The organism is Micromonospora sp. NBC_00821, assembly GCF_036347035.1.
Taxonomy (GTDB): domain Bacteria; phylum Actinomycetota; class Actinomycetes; order Mycobacteriales; family Micromonosporaceae; genus Micromonospora; species Micromonospora hortensis.
The window spans coordinates 788778-801468 of the sequence record NZ_CP108880.1; the positions used below are offsets into that span (position 1 = coordinate 788778).

General features: G+C 69.9%; 11 protein-coding genes. 8 read left to right on the top strand and 3 right to left on the bottom strand.

Annotation, left to right across the window (positions count from 1 at the left end; translation table 11 throughout):
- Together OHB44_RS03735 and OHB44_RS03740 are read right to left on the bottom strand one after the other, a co-directional pair.
- Entirely contained in the window at positions 1-1215 is a 1215-nt protein-coding gene (locus OHB44_RS03735) for an acetyl-CoA C-acetyltransferase (RefSeq protein WP_238683757.1), read from the bottom strand.
- Positions 1205-2371, bottom strand: a complete 1167-nt coding sequence (locus OHB44_RS03740; RefSeq protein ID WP_238683756.1) for an acyl-CoA dehydrogenase family protein — start codon at positions 2369-2371, stop codon at positions 1205-1207. Before OHB44_RS03740 ends, OHB44_RS03735 begins: the two co-directional genes overlap by 11 nt.
- Positions 2372-2991: 620 nt before the next feature.
- Here OHB44_RS03740 and OHB44_RS03745 point away from each other — a divergent pair.
- The 3 genes from OHB44_RS03745 (at position 2992) to OHB44_RS03755 (ending at position 5340) form a co-directional block, all read left to right on the top strand.
- Entirely contained in the window at positions 2992-3645 is a 654-nt protein-coding gene (locus OHB44_RS03745; RefSeq protein WP_330439623.1) for a TetR/AcrR family transcriptional regulator, read from the top strand.
- Between the two features lie 182 nt (positions 3646-3827).
- The gene (locus tag OHB44_RS03750; RefSeq protein WP_330439624.1) at positions 3828-4676 is read left to right on the top strand and encodes an MBL fold metallo-hydrolase; all 849 of its coding nucleotides are present in this window, start codon (positions 3828-3830) and stop codon (positions 4674-4676) included.
- Between the two features lie 4 nt (positions 4677-4680).
- Positions 4681-5340: a CGNR zinc finger domain-containing protein gene (locus OHB44_RS03755; RefSeq protein WP_330439625.1), complete on the top strand. Its 660-nt coding sequence runs from the start codon at positions 4681-4683 to the stop codon at positions 5338-5340.
- 9 nt (positions 5341-5349) lie between these two features.
- On the opposite strand, the gene OHB44_RS03760 is transcribed toward OHB44_RS03755, so the two are convergent.
- A complete protein-coding gene (locus OHB44_RS03760; protein ID WP_330439626.1) occupies positions 5350-6228 on the bottom strand; it encodes a zf-HC2 domain-containing protein in 879 nt (292 codons plus the stop codon).
- 72 nt (positions 6229-6300) lie between these two features.
- Here OHB44_RS03760 and OHB44_RS03765 point away from each other — a divergent pair, with 72 nt between their 5' ends.
- The 5 genes from OHB44_RS03765 (at position 6301) to OHB44_RS03785 (ending at position 12646) form a co-directional block, all read left to right on the top strand.
- A complete protein-coding gene (locus OHB44_RS03765) occupies positions 6301-7341 on the top strand; it encodes a TRM11 family SAM-dependent methyltransferase (protein ID WP_330439627.1) in 1041 nt (346 codons plus the stop codon).
- Positions 7342-7804: 463 nt separating this feature from the next.
- Positions 7805-7894, top strand: a complete 90-nt coding sequence (gene kdpF / locus OHB44_RS03770) for a K(+)-transporting ATPase subunit F (RefSeq protein ID WP_036410889.1) — start codon at positions 7805-7807, stop codon at positions 7892-7894.
- Entirely contained in the window at positions 7894-9549 is a 1656-nt protein-coding gene (gene kdpA, locus OHB44_RS03775) for a potassium-transporting ATPase subunit KdpA (RefSeq protein WP_238683751.1), read from the top strand. The genes kdpF and kdpA overlap by 1 nt, the downstream gene beginning before the upstream one ends.
- Positions 9550-9569: 20 nt before the next feature.
- Positions 9570-11765 carry a potassium-transporting ATPase subunit KdpB gene (kdpB, locus tag OHB44_RS03780; RefSeq protein WP_238683750.1) on the top strand — a complete coding sequence of 732 codons (2196 nt, stop codon included), beginning with the start codon at positions 9570-9572 and terminating at the stop codon, positions 11763-11765.
- Positions 11765-12646 carry a potassium-transporting ATPase subunit C gene (locus OHB44_RS03785; RefSeq protein ID WP_330439628.1) on the top strand — a complete coding sequence of 294 codons (882 nt, stop codon included), beginning with the start codon at positions 11765-11767 and terminating at the stop codon, positions 12644-12646. Before kdpB ends, OHB44_RS03785 begins: the two co-directional genes overlap by 1 nt.
- The last annotated feature ends 45 nt before the right edge of the window (positions 12647-12691 follow it).

Genomic DNA, 12691 nt, shown 5'->3' on the forward strand with positions numbered 1-12691 from the left:
TCAGCAGCGCTCGAGAACTGTGGCGACGCCCATGCCGCCGCCGATGCAGAGGGTCACCACGGCACGGCGCAGGTCGCGGCGCTCCAACTCGTCCAACGCCGTACCGAGCAGCATCGCTCCGGTCGCGCCGAGCGGATGGCCGAGCGCGATAGCGCCGCCGTTGACGTTCACCCGGTCCGGGTCGAGGCCCAGGTCGCGGACGTACTTGAGCACCACGGCGGCGAACGCCTCGTTGATCTCGAACAGGTCGATGTCGTCGACTGTCAGCCCGGCGACGGCGAGCGCCTTGTGGGTGGCCGGGATCGGACCGGTCAACATCAACGTCGGGTCCGCGCCGGTGACCGCCGCGCCGACGATCCGGGCGCGCGGAGTGAGGCCGAGATCCCGACCAACCTGCTCCGAACCGATCAGCGCCAGCGCCGCCCCGTCCACGATGCCTGACGAGTTGCCCGCGTGGTGGACGTGCTCGATGGCCTCCAGCCAGTGGAACTTCTGCAACGCGACAGCGTCGAAGCCGGCCGCCTCACCCATCGTGGCGAAGGACGGGGTGAGCTTGGCCAGCGCCTCCCGGGTCGTCTCCGGGCGCGGGTGCTCGTCGACGGTGAGGATGTCCAGCCCGTTGCCGTCGCGGACCGGCACCACCGAGCGGGCGAAGTACCCGCCGGCCCATGCCTTGGCGGCCCGCTCCTGCGACCGCAGCGCGTAGCCGTCCACGTCGTCGCGGGTGAAGCCCTCCAGTGTGGCGATCAAATCCGCGCTGACGCCCTGCGGCACGAACGACGTGGCCAACGCGGTCTGCGGATCGGTGGCCCAGGCCGCGCCGTCGGAGCCCATCGGCACCCGGGACATCGACTCGACCCCACCGGCGAGCAGCAGATGCTCCCAGCCGGAGCGGATCCGCGCGGCGGCGGAGTTGACCGCCTCCAACCCGGAGGCGCAGAACCTGTTGAGCTGCACCCCGCCCACCTGGTCGGGCAGCCCGGCCAGCAGCGCGGCCGCCCGGGCCAGGTCGCCGCCCTGCTCGCCGACCGGAGTCACGATGCCGAGCAGCAGATCCTCCAGCCGGCCGACGTCCAGGCCGGGGTTGCGCTCCCGCAACGCGTCGATCAGGCCGACCACCAGGGAGATGGGCTTGACCCCGTGCAGCGCGCCGGTGTCCCGGCCGCGTCCGCGCGGGGTGCGGACCGCGTCATAGACGTACGCCTCAGAGAGCACGGGCGATCAGCTCCTTCATGATCTCGTTGGTGCCGCCGTAAATTTTCTGGACGCGGGCGTCGGCGTACATCCGGGCGATCGGGTACTCCGTCGTGTAGCCGTAGCCGCCGAAGAGCTGAAGGCACCTGTCGACGACCTCACACTGCCCGTCGGTGAGCCATGACTTCGCCATCGCCGCCGTGGAGACGTCCAGGTCGCCACGCGTGTGTCGGACGATGCAGTCGTCCAGGAAGACGCGGCTGACCCGGGTGCGGGTGGCGCACTCGGCGAGCACCATCCGGGTGTTCTGGTGACCCATCAGGGTCTTGCCGAAGGCGGTGCGCTCCTTGGCGTACGCGACTGTCAGCGCGACCGCCCGTTCCATGACCGCTACCGCGCCGACGCCGATGACCAGCCGTTCCTGCGGAAGCTGCTGCATGAGCTGGATGAAGCCCAGCCCCTCGGCGCCGCCCAGCAGGTTGGCCGCCGGCACCCGGAACTCGTCGAAGAACAACTCCGCCGTGTCGTTGGCGTGCAGGCCGATCTTGGACAGCAGCCGGCCCCGGCGGAAGCCCTCCGGGTCGCCGCCCACCTCGCAGACCAGCAGCGAGACGCCGGACGCCCGCTGCTCCGGGTCGGTCTTCACGGCCACGATGACCAGATCGGCCAGACCACCGTTGGTGATGAACGTCTTCGCGCCGGTCACTAGATAGTCGTCGCCGTCGCGGACCGCCCGGGTACGCATCGCCTGAAGATCGGAGCCACCGTCCGGCTCGGTCATCGCGATCGCGCCGACCAGCTCACCGCTGCACAGGCCGGGCAGCCAGCGTCGCTTCTGCTCCTCGCTGCCGTACGCCACCAGGTAACCGGTGACGATGCCACTGTGGACGGCCAGGCCGAGGCTGCTCTCCCCGGCGTACGCCTGCTCGTGCAGCAGCACCGCCTCGTGGGTGAACCCGCCGCCCCCACCGCCGTACTCCTCCGGGACCGACAGGCCGAGCAGCCCCAGCTCACCGGCGCGCCGGTAGTGCTCGCGGTCCGGGTGGCCCTGCTCCTGAAGGCGGTCGGCGTGCGGCAACACCTCCTTGGTGAAGAAGGCGCGGGCCAGCTCGGCCAGGTCGTCATGCTCCGGCTCGGGCCACTGTGAGGGGGAGCCGTCGGGCGGGGGGGTCGGCATGTGCACCACCCTCGCGCGCTGTTGGCGGCATGTCAATAAGTCGAGATGGACGTCCGGCCACGGGCCGTCTGGACGTCCGGTCCGCAGCCCAGCACCGCTGACCCTGGCCTAGACGTGGCCGATCATGGAGTTGTGGTGCCTCACAAAGAGGGAACGGGCGGCCATATCGCCACCACACCTCCAAGGTCGACGGTGGTCCGGGCGGCACGCGGGCCGTGTGCGCGGAGATCTTGGACAGTTTCCGTTACGAGCTAACGGAAACTGTCCAAGATTGCGGGAACTTGCCCCGCCGCGAGGCGTGCGCCGTGCGGCCTGCGGGGTTGTGTGGGTGCATTAATCGTGCGAATCCGCTGTTGTCAGACACCACGGGCGGGCGGCGAGTGGGCGGGCGCGAGGCGGGGCGGGCGAACTACTCGGCGCCGATCCCCGATCAGGGGTCCCCGAAAGGTTGACTCTCAACCGAAAGTGGTCGCTGCGCTGTCGGTTGAACGGCGTCGCCGGGGCCCGTGGCGATCACTTGATGCTGAGAAGCTCAGAGACAGCGCTGACGACTACTGAGCATCAAGTGATCATGGTGAGGAAAGGCGGCCGGCCGGTGGGCTGTCGATAGGGTCGGGCAGATGAGTGTCGAGACGGCTCCGCGCCGCCGCCGTTTGGAGCCGGACGCCCGGCGTGGGCAGATCCTGGCCTGCGCGGTCCGGCTGTTCGGTGAGCGCCCGTACGCGGACGTGTCGACCACCGACGTCGCCCGCGAGGCAGGTGTCGCCCGCGGCCTGGTCAACCACTACTTCGGTGCGAAGAAGGACCTCTACCTGGAGGTCGTCCGGGTCATGGTGACCATCCCCGAGGTTGCCCTTGAGCGGCTACCCAAGGGTGATCTTCGGACCCGGGTCGACGCCAGCGTCACCTGGTTCCTCGACGTGGTGTCCCGGCACAGCACCTCGTGGCTGGCGGCCGTCACCGCGCGGGGGATGGGCGGCGACGCCGACGTGGAGCGGGTGCTCGCCGAGGCCGAGGAGGTCGCCGCGGACCGCATGCTGGTCGCCGTCGGGCTGGCCGGCGAGGCGGAGCACCGCGAGGAGTTGCGCGGGATGGTCCGGGCGTACGGGGGTCTGGCCACCTCGACGGCCCGCGAATGGCTTCAGCGTGGCGCGCTGACCCGCGCCCAGGTGCACCTGCTGCTCACCGCGACCCTGCTGACCATCGTCGAACAGGTCATCCCGCAGGTCCTCGGCGTGGACGGTTCGACCCGGCCGGCTGAGCCTCCGGCGTAGGGAGTGGAAGGCAGGCCGGCTCACCTTCAGCCGGCGGTCCTCGGCGTGCCCGACCTGTGGTGTGCCGCGGGCCACGGGCGCGATGATCGCGATGAAATAGGCATAGAGGTTATGGTTATTTCAACGGTCGGCGGGTAACCGCACCCGGGACCTGCGGGCGATCGAGTCACCGAGGAGGAGACATGACCACAGCTGCCCTGTCCTACGAGGTCTTCGTCTCGGACGGTCCGGTGCGAGCGGGTGACCAACGCATGCCGGACGGGTCACGGATCCACTGGAATCCGGTCTCTTCAACGTTGATCTTCGGAGCCGAGGAGGCGCTCCTCGTGGATCCACCGTTCACCCATGAGCAGATCTCGAAGGTGGGCGACTGGATCGCACAGTCGGGTAAGCGGCTGACGTGCATCTACGCCACCCACGGGCATGGCGACCACTGGTTCGGCGCGGGTGAGCTGGTCAAGCGCTTCCCCGGCGCGGTCACCTACGCGACGCCCGGCACCATCGAGGTCATGCACCAGCAGGCCACCGTCGGACGAAGTGAGTTGTTCGACCGGGTCTTCCCCGGCCTCATCCCGGCGTCGCCAGTCGACGCGGTGCCCGTGCCGGCCGAAGGGTTGCTGCTCGAGGGCAATCTCGTCCAGCCCGTCGAGACCGGACACACCGACACCGATCAGACCACCGTCCTGCACGTTCCGTCGATCGGCCTGGTGGTGGCCGGTGACGTGGTCTACAACGGGGTTCACCAGTACATCGTGGAGACGGTCGACGGCGGCCTACGGCATTGGCTCGACGCCCTCGACCGCGTCGAAGCGCTCGCACCGCGCGCAGTCGTCGCCGGCCACAAGAATCGGAACCGCCCCGACGACCCGGCAAGCATCGACCTGACCCGGAAGTACCTGCTGAACGTGGAGCGACTGCTGGCCGAGAAGTCGACCGCCCGCGAGTTCTTCGACGAGATGGTGCGGCTCTACCCAGACTGGGTGAATCCGGGACCGGCGTGGTACGGGGCACTTGCCCTGCTCGGGAAGTGAGCTGATGACGCCTTCCATGCCCGAACGCACGGCAGATGCGGTGGCCGGGCCGTGGATCGCCACCGCGAGGTACGGCATCGACCACGCCCCGGGCGGCCTCGGTCTCGTCCAGGATCTACTGAACACGATCTCGGCCGGCGCGCCACGGCATCCGGACCTCCTGGACGATCTGGGCAGCGCTACCGAGTGGGCACGGGTGGCCGTCGGGCAGTGGTCGACGGCCACCGGGCGCCCGGCGCCCGACGTCACGCTCGACGCCGAGGGGCTCCGGGCACTACGGATCTTTCGCGAGGAGTTGCTGGACGAGATCGATGCCAGGCTCCACGTCACGCCCGACCCCGGGCAACCCGTCACGGCGTCGGACCGGGTTTCGACCGGATCTCGTACCAGCGGTGCCACCCTCCGGCTCGATCGAGGCGGATCCGTCCACCTCGACCCGGCCGGGGTCGGTGCCGATCTGCTGGTCTCGCTCGTCCTCGCCACGCTGTTCGAGGCGCAGCTCGCCGACGTCGGACGGCGGATCAAGACCTGCCGCAACCCCCGCTGCCGAGTGGCGTTCTACGACCGTTCACGCAACAACAGCGGAGTCTGGCACTCCGTACGGGCCTGTGGGCACCCCACCAACCTGCGCGCCCACCGGGCGCGGCAGCGGCAGGTGGACTGACTCAGCCGATCAGGCGGCCCGGCGTTCCTCGGCCTCGCCGGTGCGGGTGGATCGACCGGCATGCGCCGCCGGGGCGGCGAAGCGATCGGCGGCCTGCGCCGGATAGGACTCGGGGCCTACCACCCGCAGCGGCCGGTCCACCTCGTCGGACCCGAATCGCCAGCGCGACGGTGTCGGCTGCCGCTGCGGTGCCGGGCCTCCGGGGCGCAGGCCGGGGCGGGACAGCAGCACGGTGATCAGGTAGCCGACCACCAGGAAGCCGTGGCTGATCAGCCGTTCCCCGCCCACCGAACCGGTGGCCAGGTCGTTTACCGACAGCAGCAGCAACGTGCCGACGAACGCGCTGAGCATTGGCAGCAGCCCGGCGGGTGGGCTGCGGCGCAGCGCCACGAAGAGGAAGCCCGCGCCCACTGCCACGTTCCACGCCGCCGACTCGTGCCACAGGTGCTGGCCGGTGGGGTGCAGGTGGTCGGCGGTCGCGCCCCGGCCCACCTGGGCCAGGCCGAGCACCAGTTGCACCGCGCCGAGCAGCCCGAGTGCCGACCGCAGGCCGGCGACGAGCGGGCCACGTCCGAACGCCGCGCGCAATCCGGCGGCGAGCCGGCCCCGCCCGGGCGCCTTTCGCAGGCCGGCGACCAGCGGGCCACGCCGCCACAGTGACTGGCGGGCCGGAGCCGCGCTGGCCGCGGCAAGGATCGCCGCCGTCCGGTCGGGCACCTCAACCACCAATCGGGTACGAACCCGACGGGTCACCGCGGCCGCCGCCGTGAACCAGGCCCGGCATTCGGCACACCCGTCGAGGTGCCCCTGCACCGCCGTCAGTTCGGCGGCGGTCTCCTCCCGGTCCAACTGCGCGGACAGGACCTCCCGCCACTGCTCACACCCCATGTACCGGTAGTCGCTCCGGCAGCCGCTCCGGTTCCCGGCGACAGTGACTGGTTGTGGAATACTCGCCGGATCATGACGCGTTACGGCCTGCTGATCCTGCCCGCCACCAACCGGGTGTACGCCCGCGCCGCCGTCGACCTCACCCGAGCCGAGCTGGAGATCTTCGGCCGCTCGGCGCTGGACGGCCGGATCGGCGAGTTGGACACCGAGGTCGTCGGAGGGGCGTCGTACATCACGTTCACCGGCGACGGGCTGACCGAGCGTGATCTGGCCGTCCTGGGCAACCTCTCTGCCGGGTACGCGTTGTTCGAGATCGTCGGTGAGCTGTTGCGGCCGATCGAGTGGAGCCGTCTGGACCGCTACGACGACGATCTGCTCACCATCCAGAAGTACCCGGGCAAGACCAATGAGCAGTTCACCAAGCTGCTGCTCAACGTGACACTGCTCGCCTCGGACTGGGCCGCCGAGATGACCAGCCGCCGGTTTCGGGTGCTCGATCCGCTCTGTGGTCGGGGCACCACCCTCAACCAGGCGCTCATGTACGGCTTCGACGCCGCCGGGGTCGAGCGCGATCAGAAGGACGTCGAGGCGTACCGGGCGTTCATCACGACCTGGCTGAAGCAGAAGCGGGTCAAGCACCGGGTGCTGGAGTCGGGACCGGTGCGGCGGGAGCGCAAGGTGGTCGGCCGGCGGGTGCGGATCGAGTTGGCGCCGACCCGCGAGGAGCACAAGGCCGGCCAGACGCAGTTGCTGGACGTGGTCAACGCCGACACCGCCCGCTCGGCGGAGTTCTTCCGCCCGGAGACGGTGGACCTGGTCGTCGCCGACGTGCCGTACGGCGTGCAGCACGGCAGTCGTACCGCTGGGCAGGGGTTGACCCGAGACCCGCTGGCGTTGCTCGCGGACGCCGCGCCGATCTGGGCCCGGTTGTTGCGTCCCGGTGGTGCGCTCGGGGTCTCCTGGAACACCCACGTCGCCAGCCGGGACGACGCGGCGGCGGCGTTGGCCGACGCCGGCCTGACAGTTGTCGACGCCGAGCCCTACCGCGCGCTGCGGCACCGGGTGGACCAGTCGATCATGCGCGACGTGCTGGTGGCCCGCCGCCCGGCCTGACGGGCCTCGCACCTCCGCCCCGCCGTGCCATGAGGCACCCCTTCCGGGTCGCGCCTGGTCTCTGTCGTGCTTTTTCCCCTTTGCTCTGCACCCGCGGAGGCGCCAGCTACAGACCGTGAGTGTCGCCTCCCCGGGTGCAGAGCAAGTGTCGCCTCCGCGGGTGCAGAGCAAAGGGCGGACAACCGGTCCTGACCTCGCGGGCCACCGAGGGTCTGTGCCGCATTTCACCTGTTCAGTGCGCAGGTGTGAAAACCACGTCAAGAAAGGGTCCGCCGCCGTCATGGTCGCGTTATGACCCCTGCCGTCCGGCGGGTGGTGGGGCTTTGATTGCCCGGCGCGACCGGAAGGCGGTCGCGACGAACCTTTCCGGCTGAGGAGTCAGCGTGTCTGACGTGGTGTTCGTGGTCCTGACGGTGGTGCTGTTCGCAGTGCTCGCCCTGGTGGTTCGGGCGGTGGAGAAGCTGTGAACGCTGTCAACGCCGTCGGTCTGGTGCTCGCGGTCGTCCTGGGCGCGTTCCTGGTGTTCGCCCTGCTGTTTCCGGAGCGCTTCTGATGACCATGACAACAGCGGGCGTCATCTTCGTGTTGACGCTGGTGGCGGCCCTGGTCGCCGTCTACAAGCCGTTCGGCGACTACATGTTCCGGGCGGTCTCCGGCACGAAGCAGTCGCGGGTCGAGCGGGGCGTCTTCCGTCTGGTCGGGGTCAACCCGGCCGCCGAGCAGACCTGGGGCGTGTACGCCCGCAGCGTGCTGGCGTTCTCCGCGGTCTCGATCCTGTTCCTGTACCTGTTCCAACGGGTGCAGAACCACCTGTGGCTGTCGCTGGGATTCGACCCGGTGGTGCCGCACGGCGCGTGGAACACGGCCGTGTCGTTCGTGACCAACACGAACTGGCAGTCGTACTCGGGTGAGTCGACGATGGGTCACCTGGTGCAGATGGCCGGCCTGGCCGTGCAGAACTTCGTCTCGGCGGCGGTCGGCATCGCGGTGGCTGTCGCGTTGGTACGCGGCTTCGCCCGCAGTCGTACCGGGCAGCTCGGCAACTTCTGGGTCGACCTGACCCGGATCACGCTGCGGATCCTGCTGCCGATCGCGGTGCTCGGCGCCATCGCGCTGATGATCGGCGGGGCGGTGCAGAACCTGTCCGCCGGCACCGACGTGAGCACGCTGACCGGTGGCACCCAGACCATCACCGGTGGTCCGGTCGCCAGCCAGGAAGTGATCAAGGAGCTGGGCACCAACGGTGGCGGCTTCTACAACGTCAACAGCGCGCACCCGTTCGAGAACCCCACCACCTGGACGAACTGGCTGGAGATCTTCCTGATCCTCCTGATCCCGTTCAGTCTGCCCCGGGTCTTCGGCCGGATGGTCGGGCAGAACCGGCAGGGCTACGCCATCGCCGCGGTGATGGGCATCCTCGCGTTCCTCAGCGTCGCCATCACCAACATCTTCGAGCTGGCCGGCCACGGCACGGTGCCGCAGGCGGTCGGCGCGGCGATGGAGGGCAAGGAGGTGCGGTTCGACGTGTCGAACTCGGCCACCTTCGCCGCCGCCACCACGCTCACCTCGACCGGTGCGGTGAACTCGTTCCACGATTCGTTCACCTCGCTCGGCGGCATGATGACGATGGTCAACATGATGCTCGGCGAGGTCGCGCCGGGCGGCACCGGTTCGGGGCTGTACGGCCTGCTCATCCTCGCGGTGATCACGGTCTTCGTGGCCGGGCTGATGGTGGGCCGCACTCCCGAGTACCTGGGCAAGAAGATCGGGTCGCGCGAGATCAAGTTCGCCTCGCTCTACTTCCTGATCACGCCGATCCTGGTGCTCGTCGGCACGGCTGCGGCGTTCGGCACCGGCAACAACTCTACGGCGCTCAACGTCGGCCCGCACGGCCTCTCCGAGGTGCTGTACGCGTTCACCTCGGCCAGCAACAACAACGGCTCGGCGTTCGGCGGCATCACCGTCAACACGACCTGGTGGGACACCGCGCTCGGGTTGTGCATGCTGCTGGGCCGGTTCCTGCCGCTCATCTTCGTGCTCGCGTTGGCCGGCTCGCTGGCCCGCCAGGCACCCACCCCCGCGTCCGAGGGCACCCTGCCGACCCACCGACCGCTGTTCATCGGCATGGTCGTCGGCGTCACAGTGGTCCTCGTCGCGCTGACCTTCCTGCCCGCGCTCGCGCTCGGTCCGCTGGCAGAGGGGCTCTGACCATCATGAGGAACGAGGACATGTCCGTCACGTCCGCCCCGACAGAGCAACTCCCCGGCACGCCCGCCACCCAGGGCAACCGGATCGGCGGGGGCCTGCTCGACCCCAAGCAGTTGATCCGGTCCCTGCCGGACGCGGTACGCAAGCTCAACCCCAGCACGCTCTGGCGCAACCCGGTGATGCTGATCGTGGAGGTCGGCGCGGCCTTCACCACGGTCCTGGCGGTGATCGACCCGTCGGTGTTCGCCTGGGCGATCACCATCTGGCTCTGGCTGACAGTGGTCTTCGCCAACCTGGCCGAGGCGGTCGCCGAGGGCCGGGGCAAGGCCCAGGCCGCGACCCTGCGGCAGGCGAAGAAGGACACCATCGCCACCCGGCTGATCGACTGGAAGCCGGGCGCGCGGGCCAACACCTACCGCGATGAGGCGGTGCCGGCGCCGGACCTGCGTCAGGGTGACGTCGTGCTCGTCGAGGCGGGCGGCATCATCCCCGGCGACGGCGACATCGTCGAGGGCATCGCCAGCGTCGACGAGTCGGCCATCACCGGCGAATCGGCCCCGGTCATCCGGGAGTCCGGCGGCGACCGCAGCGCGGTCACCGGCGGCACCAAGGTGCTCTCCGACCAGATCATCGTGAAGATCACCCAGAAGCCGGGGGAGAGCTTCATCGACCGGATGATCGCCCTGGTCGAGGGGGCCAACCGGCAGAAGACGCCGAACGAGATCGCGCTGAACATTCTGCTCGCCGCGCTCACTGTCATCTTCCTGCTGGCCGTGGTCACCCTCCAGCCGCTGGCCATCTTCTCCAAGGCGTACCAGGCGGCCGCGCCGGACAGCGGGGCGATCACCGACTCCGGTGTGACCGGCGTGGTGCTGATCTCGCTGCTGGTCTGCCTGATCCCCACCACCATCGGCGCGCTGCTCTCCGCCATCGGCATCGCCGGCATGGACCGGCTGGTGCAGCGCAACGTCCTGGCCATGAGCGGCCGGGCCGTCGAGGCGGCCGGCGACGTCAACACCCTGCTGCTGGACAAGACCGGCACCATCACGCTGGGCAACCGGCAGGCCGCCGAGTTCGTACCCGTCGAGGGGGTCGACCCCGCGGCCCTGGCCGACGCCGCGCAGCTGTCCAGCCTGGCCGACGAGACCCCGGAGGGGCGCTCGGTGGTCGTCCTGGCGAAGAACGAGTTCGGGCTGCGCGAGCGTGAGCCGGGCGTGATGCCGCACGCCACCTTCGTACCGTTCACCGCGCAGACCCGGATGAGCGGCGTCGACCTCACACCGGACGCCAGCGTGGACGCCGGCGCGGTGGGCACCGCCCGCCGGGTCCGCAAGGGCGCCGCCGCCGCGGTGATGAAGTGGGTACGGGAGAACGGGGGCCACCCGACCGAGCAGGTCGGCGAGATCGTGGACGCGATCAGCGGCACCGGCGGCACCCCGCTGGTGGTCGCCGAGCACGTCGACGGTGCGCCCGCCCGAGCGCTTGGCGTCATCCACCTCAAGGACGTGGTCAAGTCCGGCATGCGGGAGCGGTTCGACGAGATGCGCCGGATGGGCATCCGAACCGTGATGATCACCGGCGACAACCCGCGGACCGCGAAGGCGATCGCCGACGAGGCCGGGGTGGACGACTTCCTGGCCGAGGCGACACCGGAGGACAAGCTCGCGCTGATCAAGCGGGAGCAGGAGGGTGGCCGGCTGGTCGCGATGACCGGTGACGGCACCAACGACGCGCCGGCGCTCGCGCAGGCCGACGTCGGGGTGGCCATGAACACCGGCACGTCGGCCGCCAAGGAGGCCGGCAACATGGTCGACCTCGACTCCGACCCGACCAAGCTGATCGAGATCGTGGAGATCGGCAAGCAGTTGCTGATCACCCGTGGCGCGCTGACCACCTTCAGCATCGCCAACGACATCGCGAAGTACTTCGCGATCATCCCGGCCATGTTCGCCGGCCTCTACCCGAGCCTGGACGCGCTGAACATCATGCGGTTGTCCAGCCCGGAGTCGGCGATCCTGTCCGCTGTCATCTTCAACGCCCTGGTGATCATCGCGCTGATCCCGCTCGCCCTGCGTGGCGTGCGGTACCGGCCGGCCGCCGCGTCGAAGCTGCTCAGCCGCAACCTGCTGGTCTACGGGCTGGGCGGCATCATCGTGCCGTTCATCGGGATCAAACTCATCGACCTGCTCATCCAGTTCATCCCGGGGATTTCGTGATGCGCCTACCTACCTGGATCGCCCAACACCTCGCCGCGCTGCGCGCCGTACTCGTCTTCACCGTGCTGCTCGGCCTGGTCTACCCACTGGCCCTGGTAGCGCTCGGTCAGCTACCCGGCCTCAACCACAAGGCCGACGGCTCGCTGATCTCCTCGGGAGGGACGACCGTCGGTAGCGCGCTGATCGGTCAGTCCTTCACCGACGCCGACGGCAACCCCGTCGCCCGGTACTTCCAGTCCCGCCCCTCCGCCGCCGGCGACGGCTACGACCCGACCTCCACGTCCGCCAGCAACCTGGGCCCGGAGAGCGTTGTCGACACCATCGCCACCGACCCGGAGGAATCCAGCGAGAGCCTGCTCACCCAGGTGTGTGGGCGCAGCAAGTCGGTCGGCGAGCTCAACGGCGTCGACGGCCGGCGCCCGTACTGCACCGACGACGGGGTGGGCGCCGTCCTGGCGGTCTTCCGCGCCGACGGCCTGACCGGCACTGTCACTCGGGTGGTCAGCGTCAACCAGGCCGCCCCGTCGACGCCGTTCGTCTCCTCTTATGAGGGGGTGTCGGTGGAGGTGGCCCAGCCCGGCGAGGACTACGTGGCCGCCGGTGGCGTGGTCACCCCGATCCGGGGCGACGCGCCCGCCGACCCGGCGGTGCCCGCCGACGCGGTCACCGCCAGCGCCAGCGGTCTCGACCCGCAGATCAGCCCGGCGTACGCCGAACTGCAGGTGAACCGGGTCGCGCGGGAGCGCGGCGCGGACCCGGCGGCGGTCCGCAAGCTGGTCGAGGAGCACACCGACGGGCGCGGGCTCGGCTTCATGGGCGCGCCCGGCGTCAACGTGTTGGAGCTCAACCTCGCCCTCGACAAGCAGTTCGCCGCACGCTGAGCACCTTCGCGGGCGGGGCCGTGCCAACCGGGCGCGGCCCCGCCC

Bases quoted from the DNA above. Each gene is read 5' to 3' on its own strand.
- OHB44_RS03785 (WP_330439628.1), top strand. From the start codon at position 11,765: ATGCGCCTACCTACCTGGATCGCCCAACACCTCGCCGCGCTGCGCGCC.
- OHB44_RS03750 (WP_330439624.1), top strand. From the start codon at position 3,828: ATGACCACAGCTGCCCTGTCCTACGAGGTCTTCGTCTCGGACGGTCCG.
- kdpB (WP_238683750.1), top strand. From the start codon at position 9,570: ATGTCCGTCACGTCCGCCCCGACAGAGCAACTCCCCGGCACGCCCGCC.
- OHB44_RS03755 (WP_330439625.1), top strand. From the start codon at position 4,681: ATGACGCCTTCCATGCCCGAACGCACGGCAGATGCGGTGGCCGGGCCG.
- OHB44_RS03765 (WP_330439627.1), top strand. From the start codon at position 6,301: ATGACGCGTTACGGCCTGCTGATCCTGCCCGCCACCAACCGGGTGTAC.
- kdpA (WP_238683751.1), top strand. From the start codon at position 7,894: ATGACCATGACAACAGCGGGCGTCATCTTCGTGTTGACGCTGGTGGCG.
- OHB44_RS03745 (WP_330439623.1), top strand. From the start codon at position 2,992: ATGAGTGTCGAGACGGCTCCGCGCCGCCGCCGTTTGGAGCCGGACGCC.
- OHB44_RS03760 (WP_330439626.1), bottom strand. From the start codon at position 6,228: ATGGGGTGTGAGCAGTGGCGGGAGGTCCTGTCCGCGCAGTTGGACCGG.
- OHB44_RS03740 (WP_238683756.1), bottom strand. From the start codon at position 2,371: ATGCCGACCCCCCCGCCCGACGGCTCCCCCTCACAGTGGCCCGAGCCG.